The 19659-nt window shown below is 70.6% G+C and carries 20 protein-coding genes; 18 read left to right on the forward strand and 2 right to left on the reverse strand.

Going from position 1 to position 19659, the window contains the following annotated elements:
* Genes ruvX through aroQ form a run of 7 tightly spaced genes read left to right on the forward strand, consistent with a single transcriptional unit; the run spans position 1 to position 6154 of the window.
* On the forward strand, positions 1–477 hold the full coding sequence (gene ruvX, locus ACWGST_RS01430) for a Holliday junction resolvase RuvX (protein WP_452044847.1): 477 nt from the start codon (positions 1–3) through the stop codon (positions 475–477).
* Entirely contained in the window at positions 474–2012 is a 1539-nt protein-coding gene (gene mltG, locus ACWGST_RS01435; RefSeq protein WP_452044848.1) for an endolytic transglycosylase MltG, read from the forward strand. Before ruvX ends, mltG begins: the two co-directional genes overlap by 4 nt.
* The gene (locus ACWGST_RS01440; protein WP_452044849.1) at positions 2005–2838 is read left to right on the forward strand and encodes a shikimate dehydrogenase; all 834 of its coding nucleotides are present in this window, start codon (positions 2005–2007) and stop codon (positions 2836–2838) included. The genes mltG and ACWGST_RS01440 overlap by 8 nt, the downstream gene beginning before the upstream one ends.
* 20 nt (positions 2839–2858) lie before the next feature.
* Positions 2859–4088, forward strand: a complete 1230-nt coding sequence (gene aroC, locus ACWGST_RS01445) for a chorismate synthase (RefSeq protein WP_452044850.1) — start codon at positions 2859–2861, stop codon at positions 4086–4088.
* Positions 4081–4620, forward strand: a complete 540-nt coding sequence (locus tag ACWGST_RS01450) for a shikimate kinase (protein ID WP_452044851.1) — start codon at positions 4081–4083, stop codon at positions 4618–4620. The genes aroC and ACWGST_RS01450 overlap by 8 nt, the downstream gene beginning before the upstream one ends.
* Positions 4617–5702: a 3-dehydroquinate synthase gene (gene aroB, locus ACWGST_RS01455; protein WP_452044852.1), complete on the forward strand. Its 1086-nt coding sequence runs from the start codon at positions 4617–4619 to the stop codon at positions 5700–5702. The genes ACWGST_RS01450 and aroB overlap by 4 nt, the downstream gene beginning before the upstream one ends.
* Entirely contained in the window at positions 5699–6154 is a 456-nt protein-coding gene (aroQ, locus tag ACWGST_RS01460) for a type II 3-dehydroquinate dehydratase (RefSeq protein WP_452044853.1), read from the forward strand. Before aroB ends, aroQ begins: the two co-directional genes overlap by 4 nt.
* Positions 6155–6170: 16 nt before the next feature.
* On the opposite strand, the gene ACWGST_RS01465 is transcribed toward aroQ, so the two are convergent.
* Positions 6171–6467 carry a hypothetical protein gene (locus ACWGST_RS01465; protein ID WP_452044854.1) on the reverse strand — a complete coding sequence of 99 codons (297 nt, stop codon included), beginning with the start codon at positions 6465–6467 and terminating at the stop codon, positions 6171–6173.
* A gap of 148 nt (positions 6468–6615) precedes the next feature.
* Between ACWGST_RS01465 and efp the strand changes: the two genes are divergently transcribed.
* Both efp and nusB read left to right on the forward strand, forming a co-directional pair.
* Positions 6616–7179 (forward strand): elongation factor P, encoded by a 564-nt coding sequence (efp, locus tag ACWGST_RS01470; RefSeq protein WP_452044855.1) that lies wholly within the window; start codon positions 6616–6618, stop codon positions 7177–7179.
* Positions 7179–7592 (forward strand): transcription antitermination factor NusB, encoded by a 414-nt coding sequence (nusB, locus tag ACWGST_RS01475; protein WP_452044856.1) that lies wholly within the window; start codon positions 7179–7181, stop codon positions 7590–7592. The genes efp and nusB overlap by 1 nt, the downstream gene beginning before the upstream one ends.
* 29 nt (positions 7593–7621) lie before the next feature.
* Here nusB and ACWGST_RS01480 read toward each other — a convergent pair whose 3' ends face one another.
* Positions 7622–8899, reverse strand: coding sequence for a glycosyltransferase (locus tag ACWGST_RS01480; RefSeq protein ID WP_452044857.1), 1278 nt, complete (start codon positions 8897–8899; stop codon positions 7622–7624).
* Between the two features lie 199 nt (positions 8900–9098).
* Between ACWGST_RS01480 and ACWGST_RS01485 the strand changes: the two genes are divergently transcribed.
* From ACWGST_RS01485 to gmk, 9 genes are all read left to right on the forward strand, one after another.
* Positions 9099–9608 carry a DoxX family protein gene (locus ACWGST_RS01485; protein ID WP_452044858.1) on the forward strand — a complete coding sequence of 170 codons (510 nt, stop codon included), beginning with the start codon at positions 9099–9101 and terminating at the stop codon, positions 9606–9608.
* A gap of 275 nt (positions 9609–9883) precedes the next feature.
* The gene (gene pyrR, locus ACWGST_RS01490; RefSeq protein WP_452044859.1) at positions 9884–10447 is read left to right on the forward strand and encodes a bifunctional pyr operon transcriptional regulator/uracil phosphoribosyltransferase PyrR; all 564 of its coding nucleotides are present in this window, start codon (positions 9884–9886) and stop codon (positions 10445–10447) included.
* Entirely contained in the window at positions 10447–11397 is a 951-nt protein-coding gene (locus tag ACWGST_RS01495; RefSeq protein ID WP_452044899.1) for an aspartate carbamoyltransferase catalytic subunit, read from the forward strand. The genes pyrR and ACWGST_RS01495 overlap by 1 nt, the downstream gene beginning before the upstream one ends.
* Positions 11397–12740 (forward strand): dihydroorotase, encoded by a 1344-nt coding sequence (locus ACWGST_RS01500; protein WP_452044860.1) that lies wholly within the window; start codon positions 11397–11399, stop codon positions 12738–12740. Before ACWGST_RS01495 ends, ACWGST_RS01500 begins: the two co-directional genes overlap by 1 nt.
* Entirely contained in the window at positions 12733–13326 is a 594-nt protein-coding gene (locus ACWGST_RS01505) for a PH-like domain-containing protein (protein ID WP_452044861.1), read from the forward strand. Before ACWGST_RS01500 ends, ACWGST_RS01505 begins: the two co-directional genes overlap by 8 nt.
* A complete protein-coding gene (gene carA, locus ACWGST_RS01510) occupies positions 13319–14518 on the forward strand; it encodes a glutamine-hydrolyzing carbamoyl-phosphate synthase small subunit (RefSeq protein ID WP_452044862.1) in 1200 nt (399 codons plus the stop codon). Before ACWGST_RS01505 ends, carA begins: the two co-directional genes overlap by 8 nt.
* Positions 14518–17805 carry a carbamoyl-phosphate synthase large subunit gene (carB, locus tag ACWGST_RS01515; protein WP_452044863.1) on the forward strand — a complete coding sequence of 1096 codons (3288 nt, stop codon included), beginning with the start codon at positions 14518–14520 and terminating at the stop codon, positions 17803–17805. The genes carA and carB overlap by 1 nt, the downstream gene beginning before the upstream one ends.
* A complete protein-coding gene (pyrF, locus tag ACWGST_RS01520) occupies positions 17802–18680 on the forward strand; it encodes an orotidine-5'-phosphate decarboxylase (RefSeq protein ID WP_452044864.1) in 879 nt (292 codons plus the stop codon). The genes carB and pyrF overlap by 4 nt, the downstream gene beginning before the upstream one ends.
* The gene (gmk, locus tag ACWGST_RS01525) at positions 18673–19605 is read left to right on the forward strand and encodes a guanylate kinase (protein WP_452044865.1); all 933 of its coding nucleotides are present in this window, start codon (positions 18673–18675) and stop codon (positions 19603–19605) included. The genes pyrF and gmk overlap by 8 nt, the downstream gene beginning before the upstream one ends.
* Positions 19606–19659 lie beyond the last annotated feature (54 nt).

The raw sequence follows: 19659 nt of genomic DNA on the forward strand, positions 1-19659 counted from the left end.
GTGCGAACCGGGGCGAGGCTCGGGGTCGACGTCGGACGAGCCCGCATCGGCGTCGCACGCTGCGACCCAGGCGGCCTGATCGCGACGCCGATCGAGACGGTGGCGCGCGCCGACGACGACGACGCCGACGTCGCGCGCATCCTCGACCTCGCGCGCGAGTACGAGGTGATCGAGATCGTGGTGGGCAATCCGTTGTCGCTCTCGGGCGCCTCGACGCCGTCGACCGACGATGCGGTAGCGTTCGCTGAGCGACTGGCGGGCACGGGGATCCCGGTGCGCCTCGTCGATGAACGACTCTCGACCGTGAGCGCCCAACAGGCGCTTCGCGCGACCGGAAAGTCGACGCGCAAGCAACGTCCCATCGTGGATCAAGTTGCAGCCGTTATCATTTTGCAACACGCCATCGACGCCGAACGGGACTTCAAACGCCCGCCCGGGCGCACGATCGAGATCCCCGAAGGGCCATCCCCCCTGTGACCCACCTGTCACCTGACCGCGACGACGCCGAGCTGTCGGCCTCCGATTGGCACGCGATGCTGGCCGGCACCGCTCCGGTGCGGGCGCCCAGATCGGCGCCCGGCGCGGCACCCGGAACCGCGGATGCCGCGGCCCGGCTGCTGCCCGTCGCGCAGGCACCGAGCGACTCGCCGGCCGCGCCGCAGCCGGCACCCGAGGGGCGCCCGATGACCCGCCGGGAGGCGAGGGAGGCCGAGCAGCGCCAGGCCGCAGCGGCCGAAGCCGCAGCGGCCCACGCTGCGGCGGCGGAAGCGGCGGCTCAGGTCGCACCCGAGCCCGACGACAGTTCTGCACGACCGAACTCCACCGCGCAGCTGTTCGAATCGATCGTCGCCGAGCCGGCGCAACCGGTCGAGCCCGAGACCGCCCGGCCCTCGCGTGCCGAGCGTCGCGCGGTCAACACCGACCCGTACGAGCCCGAGAAGCCGAAGCGGCGCGGGGCGTGGGGATGCCTCGTCGCCGTGCTCATCGTGGTCGCGCTCGGTGCCGTGGCGTTCTTCTTCCTGCAGGGGCCGATCAACGCCGTCATCGAGCGGTTCGCACCGGCGGCCGACTTCGAGGGCACCGGCACGGGTGAACTCGTCTTCATGATCCACGACGGCGAGACCGGCTCCGACATCGCGACGAACCTCGTCGACGAGGGTGTCACGGCGTCGTACGACGCCTTCTACGACCTCCTGCTCGAGCAGAGTCCTGAGCCCGAGTTCCACCCCGGCGCGTATCAGTTGGCCGAGAAGATGAGCGCGCAGGCCGCGCTCGATGCCCTGCAAGACCCGGCGAACAAGCTCGAGAACACCTTCGTGATCCCCGAGGGCACGGCGCTGGCCGACGTGCTCGTCACGATCTCCGAGGGCACCGATGTGACCCTCGAGAGTCTGCAGGCCGCCGCGGCCGAACCGCCGGCGAGCTACGGGCTCCCGGCCGAGGCGACGACACTCGAGGGCTTCCTCTTCCCTGCCAAGTACACCGTCGAGCCGGGGCTCGATGCGCACGCCGTGCTGCAGACCCTCGTCGATCGGCAGTTCGAGGCCCTCGACGCGGCCGGCGTCGCGGCCGACCAGCGCTGGCGCACGATCGTGCTCGCCTCGATCGTGCAGCGCGAGGCGGGGTCGAACCTCGATGATTTCCCGAAGGTCGCCCGCGTGTTCCAGAACCGGCTCGACCAGGGCATCAACCTCGAGTCCGATGCCACGGTGGCCTACGGCACCGGCAACACCCATACGGTGTGGACGACCGACGCCGAGCGCGCCGACGCGTCGAACCTCTACAACACCTACGCGAACCCGGGGCTGCCGGTGGGCCCGATCGGCAACCCCGGCGATGTCGCGATCAACGCGGCCGTCCACCCCGCCGACGGCCCCTGGCTGTTCTTCGTGCCGGTGAACCTCGCGACCGGTGAGACGGTCTTCTCGTCGACCGTCGAAGAGCACGAGGCCGCGGTGGCGCGACTGCAGGAGTGGTGCGCGCTGGAAGAGAACGCCTCGTACTGTGAGTGAGACGCGACGACTCGCCGTGCTCGGCTCGCCGATCTCGCACTCGAAGAGCCCGGCGCTGCACCGCGCGGCCTACGACCGGCTCGGCCTGCCATGGCGGTACTCGGCCGTCGAGATGGACGGCCGACGGCTCGGCGAATTCATCGGCGGGTTGGATGCCTCGTGGCGCGGGCTCTCCCTCACGATGCCGCTCAAGCACGAGGTGCTGCCGCTGCTCGACGGGGTCGACGAGGTCGCCGCGATCACGGGCGCTGCGAACACCGTGCTGTTCGATGACGACGGTGCTCGGCGCGGCTTCAACACCGATGTCGGCGGCATCGTACGCACGCTTCGCGAGGCCGGCGTGCTCGAGGTGCCGCGCGGCGTGCTCGTCGGCGGCGGGGCGACAGCCGCCTCGGCGCTCGTCGCGATGTCGCAACTCGGTGCGCGCGCCGTGCGGGTGCTCGTGCGGCGGCCGGGCGCCGCCGCCGTGCTCGTCGAACTCGGGTCGCGGCTCGGGGTGCAGGTCGACGAGGGCGGGCCGGCCGAGCTCGCCACGATCGATCGTGTCGACCTCGTGGTGAGCACCGTTCCCGGTGGCACCGACCTCGGCGTCGAGGCATCCGCTGGTCTGGTCGCGACGGCGGCGCTGCTCGACGTGGCCTACGATCCGTGGCCGACACCGCTCGCGGCCGGCTGGATCGCGGGCGGCGGCACGGTCGTGCACGGGCTCGGGATGCTACTGCACCAGGCGCTGCTGCAGGTGCGCGTGTTCGTGAACGGCGACCCGCAGGCGCCGCTCGACGACGAGGACGCCGTGCTCGGCGTCATGCGCGCAGCCGTCGCCTGAGCCTGTGGAAGGATGGGAGCATGCTCCGTTGGCTCACTGCCGGAGAGTCGCACGGCCCTGAGCTCGTCGCGATCCTCGAGGGTCTTCCCGCCGGTATCCCCGTTTCGCTCGACGATATTCGCGCCGACCTCGCGCGCCGCAAACTCGGCTACGGCCGGGGTGCGCGCATGAAGTTCGAGCAAGACGAACTCGCGATCTCGGGCGGTGTGCGCCACGGCTTGAGCCTCGGCAGCCCGGTCGCGCTGCGCATCGGCAACACCGAGTGGCCGAAGTGGCAAGAGGTGATGAGCCCCGAGCCCATCGACCCCGCGAAGCTCGGCCGCGGGCGCGGCGCCGCGCTCACCCGGCCGCGGCCCGGGCACGCCGACCTCGTCGGCATGCAGAAGTACGGTTTCGACGAGGCCCGCCCCGTGCTCGAGCGCGCGAGCGCTCGTGAGACGGCTGCCCGCGTCGCGCTCGGCGCGATCGCACGTTCGTTCCTCGCCGAGCTCGGCATCCGGCTCGTCGCCCACACGCTCGCCATCGGCACCGTCCGCGTGCCCGATGGTCGCCCGCTGCCGACGCCCGACGACGTCGAGCTGCTCGACGCCGACCCGCTGCGCTGCTTCGACCCCGCGACATCCGCTGCCATGGTCGCCGAAGTCGACCTCGCGCACAAAGAGGGCGACACGCTCGGCGGCGTCGTCGAGGTGCTCGCCTACGGCGTGCCGCCCGGCCTCGGTTCGCACGTGCACTGGGATCGCCGTCTCGACTCCCAGCTCGCCGCGGCGCTCATGGGCATCCAGGCGATCAAGGGCGTCGAGGTCGGCGACGGCTTCGAGACGACCCGGCGCCGAGGCTCGGCCGCGCACGACGAACTGCACATCGAGGGCGACCTCATCGCGCGCACGAGCGACCGCGCGGGCGGCACCGAGGGCGGCATGTCCACGGGCACCGTGCTGCGCGTGCGCGCCGGTATGAAGCCCATCGCGACCGTGCCGCACGCCCTGCCGACGGTCGATGTGGCCACCGGCGAGGCTGCGGCGGCGCACCACCAGCGATCCGACGTCGTCGCCGTGCCCGCCGCGGGCGTCGTGGCCGAGGCGATGGTGGCCCTCACCCTCGCGAACGCCGTGCTCGAGAAGTTCGGCGGCGACTCGGTCGGCGAGACCAAGCGCAACCTCGAGTCCTACCTCGCGGCGATCCCCGACACGCTCCGCACGGCAGGAGCGTCGGTGGGCGTCGCGGAGGCTGCGGCGGATCGTGTCTGACAGCCCGCCCGTCGTGCCCGACACCCCGCGACTGGCCCTGCCGATCGTGCTCGTCGGCCCGATGGGCGCGGGCAAGTCGCGGGTCGGGCAGCGACTCGCGGCCGCCGTCGGCGCGCCGTTCGTCGACACCGACCTGCGCATCGTCGAACGCTACGGCCCGATCGATCAGATCTTCGACCGCGAGGGCGAAGAGTACTTCCGCATCGTCGAGCGCGAGATCGTCGACGAGGCCCTGCGCGAAGAGGCCGTGATCTCGCTCGGCGGCGGCGCCGTGCTGCACGACGACACGCGCGACGACCTCGCGGGCCTGCCGGTCGTCTGGCTGCAGGTGTCGGCGTCGGCCGTCGCCTCGCGACTGGCGGGCGGCAACCGTCCGCTGCTCGAGGGCGGCGGGCTCGAACGATGGAGTGCCATCCTCGAGGCGCGCACGCCCCTCTACGAGTCGGTCGCCGACTTCAGCATCGACACCTCGCGCCGCTCGGTCGTGCGGATCGTCGACGACATCACCGGGCACTTCGGAGGAACACGATGACGGCAGACGAGACCCGCACGAGCATCCGCGTCGGCGGCGAATCGGGCTACGACGTCATCGTGGGTCGCGGGGTGCTCGCCGAGCTCGGCGATGCGATCGGCTCCGAGGCGACCAAGGTGCTCATCGTGCACCCCGCGACGCTCGGCGCCCGGGCCGCCGAACTGCGCGAGGCGCTCGAGGGCCGCTACCAGGTGCTGCTCGCCGAGGTGCCCGACGCCGAGGCCGGCAAGCGCATCGAGGTCGCCGCGTTCTGCTGGCAGGTGCTCGGGCAGGCCGACTTCGCGCGCAGCGATGCGATCGTCGGCTTCGGCGGGGGAGCCGTCACCGACCTCGCGGGCTTCGTCGCCGCGACCTGGCTTCGCGGCGTGAAGGTCGTGCAGGTGCCGACGACGGTGCTCGGCATGGTCGACGCGGCCGTCGGCGGCAAGACCGGCATCAACACCAACGAGGGCAAGAACCTCGTGGGCGCGTTCCACGCGCCCGCCGCCGTGATCTGCGACCTCGACGTGTTCGAGACGCTGCCGAAGAACGAGATCCTCGCGGGCTTCGCCGAGATCGTGAAGGCGGGCTTCATCCGCTACCCCGAGATCCTCGACATCATCGAGGCCGACCCCGAGGTCGCGACCGACCCGTCGACCCCGCAGTTCCGTCGTGTGATCGAGCTCGCAATCCAGATGAAGGCCGACGTCGTCTCAGAGGACTTCACCGAGCAGGGGCTCCGCGAGATCCTGAACTACGGCCACACGCTCGGCCACGCGGTCGAGCACGCCGAGCGCTACCAGTGGCGCCACGGCGCCGCGGTCGCAGTCGGCATGGCGTTCGCGGCCGAGCTCGGCCGGCTCTCGGGCCGCCTCTCCGACGAGGTCGCCGACCGGCACAAGCGCGTGCTCGACCTGCTGAGCCTGCCGACGTCCTACCCCGCGGGCAGGTGGAACACGCTGCTCGCGACGATGCAGCGCGACAAGAAGGCGCGGGCCGGGCAGCTCCGCTTCATCGTGCTCGACGACCTCGCGAAGCCCACGGTCATGCTCGCGCCCGACCCGTCGCTGCTCTTCGCGGCCTACCAGGAGATCGCCTCGTGACCGAGCGCCGCCTGCTGCTCGTCAACGGACCGAACCTCAACCTGCTCGGCACGCGCGAACCCGAGATCTACGGCTCGCAGACGCTCGACGACGTCGAGCGCTTGGTGACGGATGCCGCGTCCGCACGCGGCTTCGAGGTGCGCGCCGTGCAGTCGAACCACGAGGGCGTGCTGCTTGATGCGATCCATGCTGCGCGCCTCGACTGCGCCGGCATCGTCATCAATCCCGGCGGGCTGACGCACACCTCGGTCGTGCTCCGCGACGCCCTCGCGGGCGTCGGCCTGCCCGTCGCCGAGGTGCACATCTCAGACGTCGCGCAGCGCGAGTCGTTCCGCCACCACTCCTACGTCGCGGACGTCGCGGTCGTGCACGTCGTCGGCGAGGGCGTCGCGGGCTACGAGACCGCGGTGCGGCTGCTCCTCGACGTCGTCACGGGCCGCGCCGACGGCTGACTCGGCCCGCTGCACCTCAGGCGCCGCGGGCGAACGCGAGGCTCTCCTCGACGATCGACACGACGACCTCGACTTCGGCCCCGTCGGGGAAGAGCGAAGTCTCGGCCGCGCGCGCCGCCTCGAGACCCTCGAGGAACACGGCTCGCGACGACTTCGGCGAGACCTGGCTGTGCCCCTCCACCACCCCGTCGAGAGCGAACACGCTCGCCACGAGGCGACCCCACAGTTCGGGCGTCGCCCGTTGGTCGAGCTGGCGTTGCGGGCCGACGGTCGAGACGGTCGGGCGTGTGCCGGGGCGCGGGTGGTCGATCACGACGACAGGCTAGGGCATCGCGGCCGGCGCGAGCACGCGGCATCCACTCGCATTGGCACAGTCTCGACCGAGCGACTAAACTCGACCGACTGAACTTCTGCGGCCGATTCGGGCCGAGCCTCTTCGCGACTGAACGGAACACACACGCATGGCAAGCACCGCTGACATCAAGAACGGCGTCGTCCTCTCCATCGACGGTCAGCTCTGGAGCGTCATCGAGTTCCAGCACGTCAAGCCCGGCAAGGGCGGTGCGTTCGTGCGCACCAAGCTGAAGAACGTCGTGTCGGGCAAGACCGTCGACCGCACCTACAACGCGGGCGCGAAGATCGAGATCGAGAACGTCGACCGCCGCGACTTCACCTACCTGTACCGCGACGGCGACGGCTTCGTCTTCATGGACCAGACCGACTACGACCAGCTCACGGTGCCCGGCACCGTCGTCGGCGACGCGGCCAACTTCATGCTCGAGAACCAGTCGGTGACGGTCGCGCTGAACAACGGCAACCCGCTCTACGTCGAGCTGCCCGCCTCGGTCGTGCTCGAGATCACCTACACCGAGCCGGGCCTGCAGGGCGACCGCTCGACCGGCGGCACGAAGCCCGCGACCGTCGAGACCGGCTACGAGATCCAGGTGCCGCTCTTCCTCGAGACCGGCACGAAGGTCAAGGTCGACACCCGCACGGGCGACTACCTCGGCCGCGTGAACGACTAGTGAGCGCTCGTACCAAGGCGCGCAAGCGCGCGCTCGACCTGCTGTACTCGGCCGACATGCGTCAGGTTCCCGTCGAGCAGATGCTCGTCGTCGAGGCCGAGAAGGCGGTGAGCGAACCCGAGCGCGCGGCATCCTGGCTCTACGCCCGCGAGATCGTCGACGGCATCGTCGACCACCGTGCCGAGATCGACGAGCTCATCGAGACGCACTCACATGGCTGGACCCTCGAGCGCATGCCCGCGGTCGACCGCGCCATTCTGCGCATCGGCGTGTGGGAGATCATCCACAACGACGCCGTGCCCGACCCGGTCGCGATCTCAGAGGCCGTCGAGGCCGCCACGGTGCTCTCGACCGACGACTCGGCCGGGTTCGTCAACGGCCTGCTCGCGGCCATCTCGCACTCGAAGGCCTGACGCCGGCGTTCCGCGCCTGCCGCGACCGCTCACCGGCGGGTGAGCAACGCCATCGTGTGCTCGACCACCTCGCGTGGTCCGTCGTGGGCCGACAGCGATCTCGCAAGACGCTGCGCATTCGCCCGGTACGATCCGTCGGCGGTGATCCGCCGCCAGGCGGCGAGGATCGCGCGTGGACGCGGACGCCCGGTGCGAAGGTTCACACCGGCACCGGACCACGCCACGCGAGCGGCGATCTCGGGCTTGTCGAGGTCGCCGCCCGCGACGATGAGCGGAATGCCGTGAGCGAGCGCGGCGAGCACCCCGCCCCAGCCGCCGTTCGTGATCATGGCGTCGAGACGCGGCAGCAACGCGTCGTACGGCACGAACCCCGCCACGCGGGCGTTCGGCGGCGCGGGGAACGGCAGCTCCGCGACATCCGCTCGCCCGGTCGACGCGATGAGCAGCACCGGCTGCCGCCCGAGGGCCGCGAACGACGGCTCGATGAGGTCGTGGGGATCGACGTTCAGCGTGCCCTGGGTGACGTGCAGGACCGGGTCGGTGCACGACTCGACGTCGTGCCACCACGACGGGAGCGCGGCATCGCTCGCGCGCGGCCGGGTGAGCTCGCCGACGAACACGACCTGCGTCGCGAGGTCCGAGCGCGGATACTCGAGCTCGGCGACGCCCGAAGCGCAGACGAGTCGGGGCGACATGAAGGCCTGTTCCAATGCGAGGTCGTCGGGCGGCAGGCCGGCCCGCGTGCGCTCCTCGGCGTACGCACGCTGGATCCCGCGGGCCGCCATGCGTGTCACTCCCCGAAGTGCGCGGTCGCGGAGCCGTCCTGCGATCCCCTTGCCCGGCTGGAGCCCGAGTATCGGCGGAGGCAGGTCACGGCTCGGGATGGTCAAGGGCACGATGCTGACCGTCACCCACGGTGTGGCGGTCAGCTCGGACGCGAAATGCGCACCGATGCTCAGCCCGTCGGCGACGATGACGTCCCAGGGTCGCTCGGCGTAGGCGCGCGTGAGATCGGCCGCCTGGTCGGCGCCGGTTCGCACGAAGAGCTGCTCGACGTTCGCGAGCATCTGCCGTGGGCCCTTCCTGCCCCGCAGCGCGGGAAAGGTGGCGGGCAGGTCGTGCTCGTCGAAGTCGGGTGCCTCCTGCCAGCGGATGACGGCTGCCCCGAGCTCCTCGAAGCGAGCCGCGTGCGCTGCGCCCGTGTAGACGCGAACACCGTGCCCGGCCGCCAGGAAGGCCTCGGCGACGGCCGCCAGCGGCGCCACATGGCCGTGGAACGGCATCACCGCGATCATGACATCGAACATGGACCATTGCAGCACGTGAGGACCGGGCTCCGTGACCCGCACTCGGGGGGTTCGGCGGGCATGACCCTGAGAGCGCGTTCGGTGGAGCCACCGAACGCGGTTCAGCGGCACTCCCGACGACGGCGGCGGCCGGCGGCGATGTGATGAGTGTGCCGCCGATTCCGCCGGCATCTCCCACATTGCTCTCGGAAGGAGCACCATGTCCAGCACCACCTTCGGCGGCGGCCGCGTCTCGACTGCCGCCGGCCATGACTCGATCCTCGATCGCGCGAACGCGGCGCAGGCTGTCGCCCAGCGATTCTTCGCCCGTGCCGGCGAGCCGACTCTTCGCGTCGCGGTCGGCCTCGTCTTCCTCGTCTTCGGCGTCGTGAAGTTCTTCCCGGGTGCGAGCCCCGTCGAGGACCTCGTCGACCGTACGTGGCACGCATTGACCTTCGGCATCGTCGACGGTTACGCGGCCCTCGTGCTCACCGCGACGCTCGAGGTCTTCGTCGGCGTCGCGCTCGTGACGGGCGTGCTGCTCCGCATCGGTCTGCTGGCCCTCGCCGTGACCTTCGTCGGCGTGTTCTCACCGCTCGTCTTCTTCGGCGGCGAACTCTTCACCGCGGGCGGGCCGACGCTGACGGCGCAGTACATCCTGAAGGACGTCGTGCTCGTGGCCGCCGCCATGGTCATCGCGGCGAAGGCGTTCCGTCGTCCGATCGGGTGACCGCGTGCGTTCGGCCGAGCGCGCCGACGACCCCCTCCGTGCGCGGCAGGGGGTCGTTCGCGTCTGCCGCGGCATCCGCTCGGGGCGTCGTCGGGCGTGTTGAGGTACGACAAAAGGGTCACCGGCGCGCCCGCGAGCACGAGAGCGCCGAGTGCGCATGGGGGAACGCTATCGAGCGACGGCATCCCTTCGGCAGCCCCCGCTCGCGGGACACGGTACGCTTGATGGAGTTGACAACCTTTAAGGCCGTCCTGTGAGGCGGAGAAGGGAGTCGTTTGATGGCACGTGCCGTGCTCAGTCAAGCCGACATCTCGCGGGCGCTGACCCGCATCTCGCACGAGATCCTCGAGTCCAATCGTGGCAGCTCCGATCTCGTCATCCTCGGCATCCCGACCAGGGGCGTGATCCTCGCCCGTCGCATCGCCGAGACCATCGCACGCATCGAACCGGATGCGCCGCCGCCGCAGGCTGGAGCGCTCGACGTCACGATGTACCGCGACGACCTGACCCGCACCCGCACACGCACCCCGCAGCCGACCGAGCTGCCGGCCGGCGGCATCGACGGCAGGACCGTGGTGCTCGTCGACGACGTGCTGTACTCGGGGCGCACGATCCGAGCCGCGTTCGACGCGCTGAGCGATCTCGGCCGCGCCCGCGCCGTGCGGCTCGCGGTGCTCGTCGACCGAGGCCATCGAGAGTTCCCCATCCGGGCCGATTTCGTGGGCAAGAACCTGCCGAGTTCGACTCGCGAGCGCATCAACGTGCGCCTCGCAGAGATCGACGGCGACGATGGGGTCGCGATCGACGACAACGCCGCGTCCGAAGGGGGCGAGGCGTGATGCGCCACCTCCTGAGCACCCGCGAGCTCGCCCGCGAACAGGCGATCGAACTCCTCGACATCGCCGAGGACATGGCTGCCGTGCAGGACCGCGAGGTCAAGAAGCTGCCGACGCTGCGCGGCAAGACCGTCGTGAACCTCTTCTTCGAGGATTCGACGCGCACGCGCATCTCGTTCGAGGCCGCCGCCAAGCGACTCTCGGCCGACGTCATCAACTTCAGCGCCAAGGGCTCGAGCGTCTCGAAGGGCGAGAGCCTGAAGGACACGGCGCAGACCCTGCAGGCGATGGGCGCCGACGGCGTGGTGATCCGCCACCACGCCTCGGGTGCGCCGTACACGCTCGCGACGAGCGGATGGATCGACGCCGGCGTCGTCAATGCCGGTGACGGCACGCACGAGCACCCCACGCAGGCGCTGCTCGACGCCTTCACGATGCGCCGGCGCCTGCACGGCGCGGCATCCCGCGGGCGCGCGCTCGACGGCGTGCACGTCGTCATCGTCGGCGACGTGCTGCACTCCCGCGTCGCACGCTCGAACGTCTGGCTGCTCGCGACGCTCGGCGCGGAGGTCGAACTCGTCGCCCCGCCGACGCTCGTTCCGGTCGACACGAGCTCGTGGCCGGCACGCGTGGGCTACGACCTCGACGCGGCGCTCCGCGGCACTCCCGATGTCGTCATGATGCTGCGCATCCAGGCCGAGCGCATGCACGCGGCGTTCTTCCCGAACAGCCGCGAATACGCGCGCACCTGGGGTCTGGACGATGCCAGGTTCGACGCGCTGCCCCCCAGTACGATGGTGATGCACCCCGGCCCGATGAATCGCGGGCTCGAGATCGCCGCCCGCGCAGCCGACTCCCCGCAGTCGACCGTGCGCGAGCAGGTTGCGAACGGAGTTTCAGTGAGAATGGCCGCCCTCTATCTGCTGCTGTCCGGCGAACGGGGGGCCGCTTGATGACCGAGCGTTTCCTGATCAGCGGCGCCGCCCTCCCGAGCGGCGAACGCGCCGACATCCTGCTCGACGGCGGCATCATCGCCGCGGTCGGCAGCATCGCGGATGCCGCGGGCGCGACGGTCGTCGACGCCGACGGGCTCATCGCCCTCCCCGGGCTCGTCGACCTGCACACGCACCTCCGCGAGCCCGGCTACGAGCAGAGCGAGACCGTGCTGACCGGCACGCAGGCGGCAGCCGCCGGCGGCTTCACCGCCGTGTTCGCGATGGCCAACACCTTCCCCGTTGCGGACACGGCGGGCGTCGTCGAGCAGGAGGCGAGCCTCGGCCGTGCTGCGGGCTACGCGACCGTGCAGCCCATCGGCGCCGTGACCGTCGGGCTCAAGGGCGAACAGCTCGCTGAGCTCGGCGCGATGGCCCGGTCACGGGCGAACGTGCGCGTCTTCTCCGACGACGGCTTCTGCGTCTCCGACCCGCTGCTCATGCGCCGCGCGCTCGAGTACGTCAAGGCCTTCGACGGCGTCATCGCCCAGCATGCGCAGGAACCCCGGCTCACCGAGGGCGCGCAGATGAACGAGGGCGCCCTCTCGGGTGAACTCGGCCTCACCGGCTGGCCCGCCGTCGCTGAAGAGTCGATCATCGCTCGCGACGTGCTGCTCGCCGAGCACGTGGGCTCGCGCCTGCACGTGTGCCATGTGTCGACTGCCGGCTCCGTCGAGGTGATCCGATGGGCCAAGGCCCGCGGCATCGACGTGACCGCCGAGGTGACGCCGCACCACCTGCTGCTGACCGAAGACCTCATCGCGGGCTACGACCCGCGGTTCAAGGTGAACCCGCCGCTGCGCCGTGCCGAAGACGTCGAGGCGCTTCGCGCCGCCCTCGCCGACGGCACGATCGACATCGTCGCCACCGACCACGCCCCGCACCCCGTCGAGGCGAAGGAGAGCGAGTGGCAGGCCGCCGCCAACGGCATGGTCGGACTCGAGTCGGCCCTCGCCGTCGTGCACGCCGCCGTCGTCGAGACCGGCTTCCTGAACTGGGCGGATGTCGCGCGCGTGATGTCGTCGACACCGGCGCGCATCGGCCGGCTCCACGGTCACGGCGAGTCGATCGCGGTCGGAGCCGCTCCCGAACTGTCGCTGTACGACCCGGCCGCGGCATCCGAGTTCGACCTCGACCGCCTCGCCGGGCGCAGCACGAACTCGCCCTACCTCGGTCGACGCCTTCCGGGGCGCGTCGTCGCGACCTTCCACGGCGGCTACCCGACCTTCCTCGACGGCGCGGTGCGCCCGCACGACGAGGTCGCCCGGCACGCGGCATCCGCTCAGGGGGTCGTCAATGGATAAGGTCATCGGCACCATCGTCGCCGTCGCGATCGTCGCGCTCGTCGGCTGGCTGATGTACCGCTCCTGGAAGCGGCGGACCGTGCGGGACGAGTCGCTCGGGTCCTACCCGGTGCCCGCCGAGCACGGCGCGCCGATCGTCGACGCCGAGGTGCTCTACGTCGCGACCACCCCGTTCGGCGAGCCGCTCGAGCGGCTCGCGGTGCACGGACTCGCGTTCCGCGGCTCCGGCCACGTCGAAGTGCTTCCCGAGGGGGTGATCCTCCGCATCGCGGGGGAGTCGCTCACCTTCATCCCGGCCGACCGCCTGGTCGGAGCGCAGCTCGCGAGCTACGCGATCGACCGCGGCGTCGAGCCCGAGGGCCTCATCGCCCTCACCTGGATCGCCCGGGAGCTGGGTACGGCCGAACGCGCCGAACCCCGCGTCGACAGCTACGTGCGCGCCCGGTATCCGGGCGACCCCGCCAGGATCATCCAGGCGGTCAACGACATCGCCGCCGCGCCAGCCGCACCGCGGTCGCAACACGACATCGCCGCCGCGCCTTCAGCGCAGCGGCCAGAGCAGGAGAGTGAGGCCTCGAATGACTGAGACCCCCGCCGGCACGAGCGAATCCGCCGTGCTCGTCCTCGAAGACGGACGCCGCTACGAAGGGCGTGCGTACGGCGCGCGCGGCCGCACCCTCGGCGAGGCCGTCTTCGCCACCGGCATGACCGGCTACCAGGAGACCCTGACCGACCCGTCGTACGCCGGTCAGATCGTCATGATGACCGCACCGCACATCGGCAACACGGGCATGAATGACGAAGACATGGAGTCCGCCCGCATCTGGGTGGCCGGCTTCATCGTGCGCGACCCCTCGCGCGTCGTCTCGAACTTCCGCTCGCAGCGGAGCCTCGACGACGACCTCGTCGCCTCGGGCGTCGTCGGCATCAGCGGCATCGACACCCGGGCGCTGACCCGCCACCTGCGTTCGGCCGGTGCCATGCGGGCCGGCATCTTCTCGGGCGAAGACGTGATGCTCACCCCCGGCGAGCAGCTCGACCTCGTGCAGAGCGGCGCCTCGATGGCCGGCGCCAACCTGTCGGGCGCCGTTTCGACGACCGAGCCCTACACGCTGCCGGCCGAGGGCGAACGCGTCGGCTCCGTCGCAGTGCTCGATCTCGGCGTGAAGACCTCGACGCTGCAGTACCTCGCCGAGCGCGGGTTCGACGTGCACGTCGTGCCGCAGTCGATCACGGCCGAAGAGGTGCTCGCTCTCGAGCCCGATGCACTCTTCTTCTCGAACGGACCGGGCGACCCCGCGGCATCCGACCGCCATGTCGAACTGCTGCGCACCGCCCTTCGCGCTGGCCTGCCCTACTTCGGCATCTGCTTCGGCAACCAGCTGCTCGGCCGCGCGCTCGGCTTCGGCACCTACAAGCTGCCCTTCGGCCACCGCGGCATCAACCAGCCCGTGCTCGACACGGCCACCGGCCGGGTCGAGATCACGGCGCACAACCACGGCTTCGCCGTGGACGCGCCGATCGACCGGGTGAGCGAGTCGACCGAGGGCTTCGGGCGCGTCGAGGTCAGCCACTACGGCCTCAACGACAACGTGGTCGAGGGGCTCAACTGCCTCGACATCCCCGCGTTCAGCGTGCAATACCACCCCGAGTCGGCGGCCGGTCCGCACGATGCGAACTACCTGTTCGATCGATTCCGCGACATGGTGATCGCGAACTCGTCGGCGAGCACCGCGACCGATCCTTCGACAAGCTCTGGAACCGGAGACAAGAACTGATGCCCAAGCGCGACGACATCAACAGCGTCCTCGTCATCGGATCCGGTCCGATCGTCATCGGACAGGCCGCTGAGTTCGACTACTCGGGAACCCAGGCGTGCCGCGTGCTTCGCGAAGAGGGCGTACGGGTCATCCTCGTGAACCCGAACCCCGCGACGATCATGACCGACCCCGACTTCGCCGACGCGACGTACATCGAGCCCATCACGCCCGAGATCATCGAGTCGATCATCATCAAGGAGAAGCCCGACGCGGTGCTCCCGACGCTCGGCGGCCAGACGGCGCTGAACGCGGCCATCGCTCTGCACGACGCGGGCATCCTCGAGAAGCACGGCGTCGAGCTCATCGGTGCGAAGGTCGACGCCATCCGCAAGGGCGAAGACCGTCAGCTCTTCAAGGACCTCGTGATCGAGGCCGGCGCCGGCGTCGCCCGCTCGCACGTCGCGAAGTCGCTCGAGCAGGCGAAGGAGTTCGCCCTCGACCTCGGCTACCCGCTCGTCGTGCGCCCGTCGTTCACGATGGGCGGCCTGGGCTCGGGCTTCGCGTACACCGAGGAGGACCTCGTGCGCATCGTCACGCAGGGCCTGCACGACTCGCCCACGACCGAGGTGCTCCTCGAGGAGTCGATCCTCGGCTGGAAGGAGTACGAGCTCGAGCTCATGCGCGACACGGCCGACAACACCGTCGTCGTCTGCTCGATCGAGAACGTCGACCCGGTCGGCGTGCATACCGGTGACTCGATCACCGTTGCGCCCGCCCTCACGCTGACCGATCGCGAGTTCCAGCACCTGCGCGACATCGGCATCGACATCATCCGCGCCGTGGGCGTCGACACCGGCGGCTGCAACATCCAGTTCGCGATCGACCCGGCCGACGGCCGCGTCATCGTCATCGAGATGAACCCGCGCGTCTCCCGCTCGAGTGCGCTCGCGTCGAAGGCGACGGGCTTCCCGATCGCGAAGATCGCCGCCAAGCTCGCGATCGGCTACCGCCTCGACGAGATTCCGAACGACATCACCCGGGTGACCCCGGCGTCGTTCGAGCCGACGCTCGACTACGTCGTCGTCAAGGTGCCCCGCTTCGCATTCGAGAAGTTCCCGGCCGCCGATGCCACGCTCACGACCACCATGAAGTCGGTCGGCGAGGCGATGGCCATCGGCCGCAACTATGCGACCGCGCTGCAGAAGGCGCTCCGCTCGCTCGAGAAGCGCGGCTCGTCGTTCCACTGGGGTGAAGAGTCGCGTTCGATCGACGAGCTGCTCGCCGTGGCATCCGTGCCGACCGATGGCCGTATCGTCGTCGTGCAGCAGGCACTGCGCAAGGGCGCGACGATCGAGCAGCTGTTCGAAGCGACCAAGATCGACCCGTGGTTCCTCGACCAGATCGTGCTCATCAACGAGGTCGCCGACACCATCGCGGCGGCCGAGAACCTCGACACCGAGCTGCTGCTGCTCGCGAAGGACCACGGGTTCTCCGACGCGCAGATCGGTCAGCTGCGCGGCTTCGGCGAGGCCGACGCCCGCGAGGTGCGCCACATCCTCGGCATCCGCCCGGTCTACAAGACGGTCGACACGTGCGCGGGCGAGTTCCCGGCGCTCACTCCGTACCACTACTCGAGCTACGACCTCGAGACCGAGGTCGAGCCGAGCGATCGCAAGAAGGTCGTCATCCTCGGCTCGGGCCCGAACCGGATCGGGCAGGGCGTCGAGTTCGACTACTCGTGCGTCCACGCCTCGTTCGCCCTCTCGGCGGCGGGCTTCGAGACGATCATGATCAACTGCAACCCCGAGACGGTCTCGACCGACTACGACACGAGCGACCGGCTCTACTTCGAACCGCTCACGCTCGAAGACGTGCTCGAGGTCATCCACGCCGAGTCGCAGTCGGGCGAGCTCGTCGGCGTCGTCGTGCAGCTCGGCGGCCAGACCGCGCTCGGGCTCGCGAGGGGTCTCGAGGCCGCGGGCATCCCGATCCTCGGCACGACCCCCGATGCGATCGACCTCGCCGAGGAGCGCGGGCTCTTCTCCGGCATCCTCGACGCGGCCGGCCTGCTGGCGCCGAAGAACGGCACCGCGATCGACCTCGCCGGCGCCGTGCACGTGGCCGAGGGCATCGGCTACCCGGTGCTGGTGCGTCCGAGCTACGTGCTCGGCGGCCGGGGCATGGAGATCGTCTACGACTCGCCGTCGCTGGCCGACTACTTCGCACGCATCGAGGGGCAGGGCATCGTCGGCCCGACGCATCCGCTGCTCGTCGACCGGTTCCTCGACGACGCGATCGAGATCGACGTCGACGCGCTGTACGACGGCACCGACCTCTACATCGGCGGCGTCATGGAGCACATCGAGGAGGCCGGCATCCACTCCGGCGACTCGAGCTGCACCCTGCCGCCGGTGACACTCGGCCGCGCCGAGGTCGATCGCGTGCGCGTGGCCACTCGTGCCATCGCCGAGGGCATCGGCGTGCGGGGCCTCTTGAACGTGCAGTTCGCGATCGGCGCCGGCGTGCTCTACGTGCTCGAGGCGAACCCCCGCGCGAGCCGCACCGTGCCCTTCGTCTCGAAGGCGCTCGGCATCCCGCTCGCCAAGGCCGCTTCGCGCATCATGGTCGGCGCGACCGTCGCCGAGCTCATCGAAGAGGGCATGCTGCCCGCCTCCGATGGCTCGCGCGTGCCGTTCGACGCGCCCGTCGCCGTGAAAGAGGCGGTGCTTCCCTTCAACCGCTTCCGCACGGCGGAGGGCACCATGGTCGACTCGGTGCTCGGCCCCGAGATGCGCTCGACCGGCGAGGTCATGGGCATCGACAAGGACTTCCCGACGGCGTTCGCGAAGAGCCAGATGGCGGCCTACGGCGGAATGCCCGATTCGGGCACGGTCTTCGTCTCGGTCTCCGACCGCGACAAGCGTGCGATCATCCTCCCGGTGTTGCGCCTGCAGCAGCTCGGCTACGACATCGCCGCGACCGAGGGCACCGCCGAGGTGCTTCGCCGCAACGGCATCCGTGCGCAGGAGGTGCTGAAGTTCAGCGAGAAGTCGAGCCCCGATGCGGCATCCGTCGTCGAACTCATCCACCGCGGCGAGGTCGACATCGTCGTGAACACCCCGAGCGGACGTTCGTCGCGCGCCGACGGGTACGAGATCCGTGCGGCCGCCGTCGCCGCCGATATCCCGCTCTTCACGACCATCGCCGAGCTCTCGGCGGCCGTCGCGTCGCTCGACGTGCAGCGCGACGGCTTCGACGTGACGAGCCTGCAGGAGTACGCACTCCGGCGGGAGGCGAACGCATGACCGACATCACTCCCTTCGGCGATCGGCTCGAGTCGGTCTTCGCGGCCTACGGCAGGTTCTGCGTCGGCATCGACCCGCACGCGCCCTTGCTCGACCAGTGGGGCCTGCCCGACTCGGCCGAGGGCGTGCGCGAGTTCGGCCTGCGCACCGTCGACGCCGCCGCGGGCCGCGTCGGCATCGTGAAGCCGCAGGTCGCGTTCTTCGAACGCCACGGCGCGGCGGGCTACGCGGCACTCGAGCGCGTGCTCGCCGAGGCCCGCGATGCTGCACTGCTCGTGATCGCCGACGTCAAGCGCGGCGACGTCGGCACGAGCGTCGAGGCATACGGGCAGGCGTGGCTGCGGCCGGGGTCGACCCTCGAGGTCGACGCCATGACGATCAGCGCCTACCAGGGTCTCGGCTCGATCGAGGGCGTGCTGACCGCCGCGGAGTCGGCGGGCAAGGGCGCCTTCGTGCTGGCCGCGACCTCGAACCCCGAGGCTGCCGCGATCCAGCGCGCTGTGCTGCAGCAGTCGAGCCGCGAGGGTTCCACGGTCGCGCAGGCGATCACGTCGGGCGTGATCGCCTGGAATCACGGGCGAGCGGATGCCTCGAGCCGGACTCTCGGCTCGGTGGGCGTCGTGCTCGGGGCCACCGTCGACCCCCGCTCGTACGGCATCGATCTCGAGGCCGACCCGCCGAAACCCGGCCTGCCGGTGCTGGCGCCGGGCTTCGGTCACCAGGGCGCAGAGGTCGCCGATCTTCGGGCGATCTACGGGTCGCTCGCGGCGGGCGTCATCGTGAGCGAGTCGCGGTCGATCCTCGGTGCGGGGCCCGACGGCCTCGCCGAGGCGATCACCCGCCGGGTCGACGAGGTCGGAGCGGCACGTGTCTGAGACGTCGAACGTGCCCGCCGCCGCGCGTCCCACTCCGCCCGAGGTCGACCGGGTGGCCGCCTCCCGCGCCGCCGTCGCAGCGCGTCGCGCGAGGGCGACCGTCAAGTCCGCCGTCGCGGCCGGCTCCCGCAGCCCGCTCGACGTGCTGCGCGAGGCCTTCGAATCGCCCGAGGGCGTCGAGGGGCGACTGCGCGTCACGGAGTTCCTGACCTCGATCCCCGCGATCGGTCAGACCAAGACGGCCCGCATCATGGAGGAGCTCGAGATCTCGCCGTCGAAGCGGCTCGGCGGCCTCGGCCGGTTGCAGCGGCGTCGGCTCCGCGAGTTCCTCGCCGATTGGGTGGCCGCCCACGGCGGCACGGGCGACCGACTCGTCGTGCTCGCCGGCCCGACCGCGGTGGGCAAGGGCACCGTCGCCGAGTACATCCGCCGCAATCATCCCGATGTGCGGCTCTCGGTCTCGGCGACGACGCGCGCGCCGCGGCCCGGCGAGGTCGAGGGCGAGAGCTACTTCTTCGTCGACGACGCCGAGTTCGACCGCATGATCGAGGCGGGGGAGCTGCTCGAGTGGGCGACCGTGCACAACGCGTCGCGCTACGGCACGCCCCGCTCGGCGGTCGAAGAGGCGATCGCCGCCGGCAACAGCGTGCTGCTCGAGATCGACATCCAGGGCGCCCGCTCGGTGCGCCGCGCCGCGCCCGAGGCGACGCTCGTGTTCCTGCTGCCGCCCAGCTGGGACGAACTCGTGCGACGGCTCGTCGGTCGGGGCACCGAGAGCCCCGCAGAACAACAGCGTCGACTCGAGACGGCGAAGGTCGAATTGGCCGCCGTCGAGGAGTTCGACCACCAGGTCGTCAACCACGACGTCGCCGAAGCCGCGCAAGAGGTCGTAGACTTGATGAGATCTCGCAAGGGCCGGCGCTGAGCCGTACCGGTTTCAGTGCGCCCTCGCCACGACTTTCCACGCGCCGCAGATGCG

It is taken from the genome of Agromyces sp. NPDC055520 (assembly GCF_053619715.1).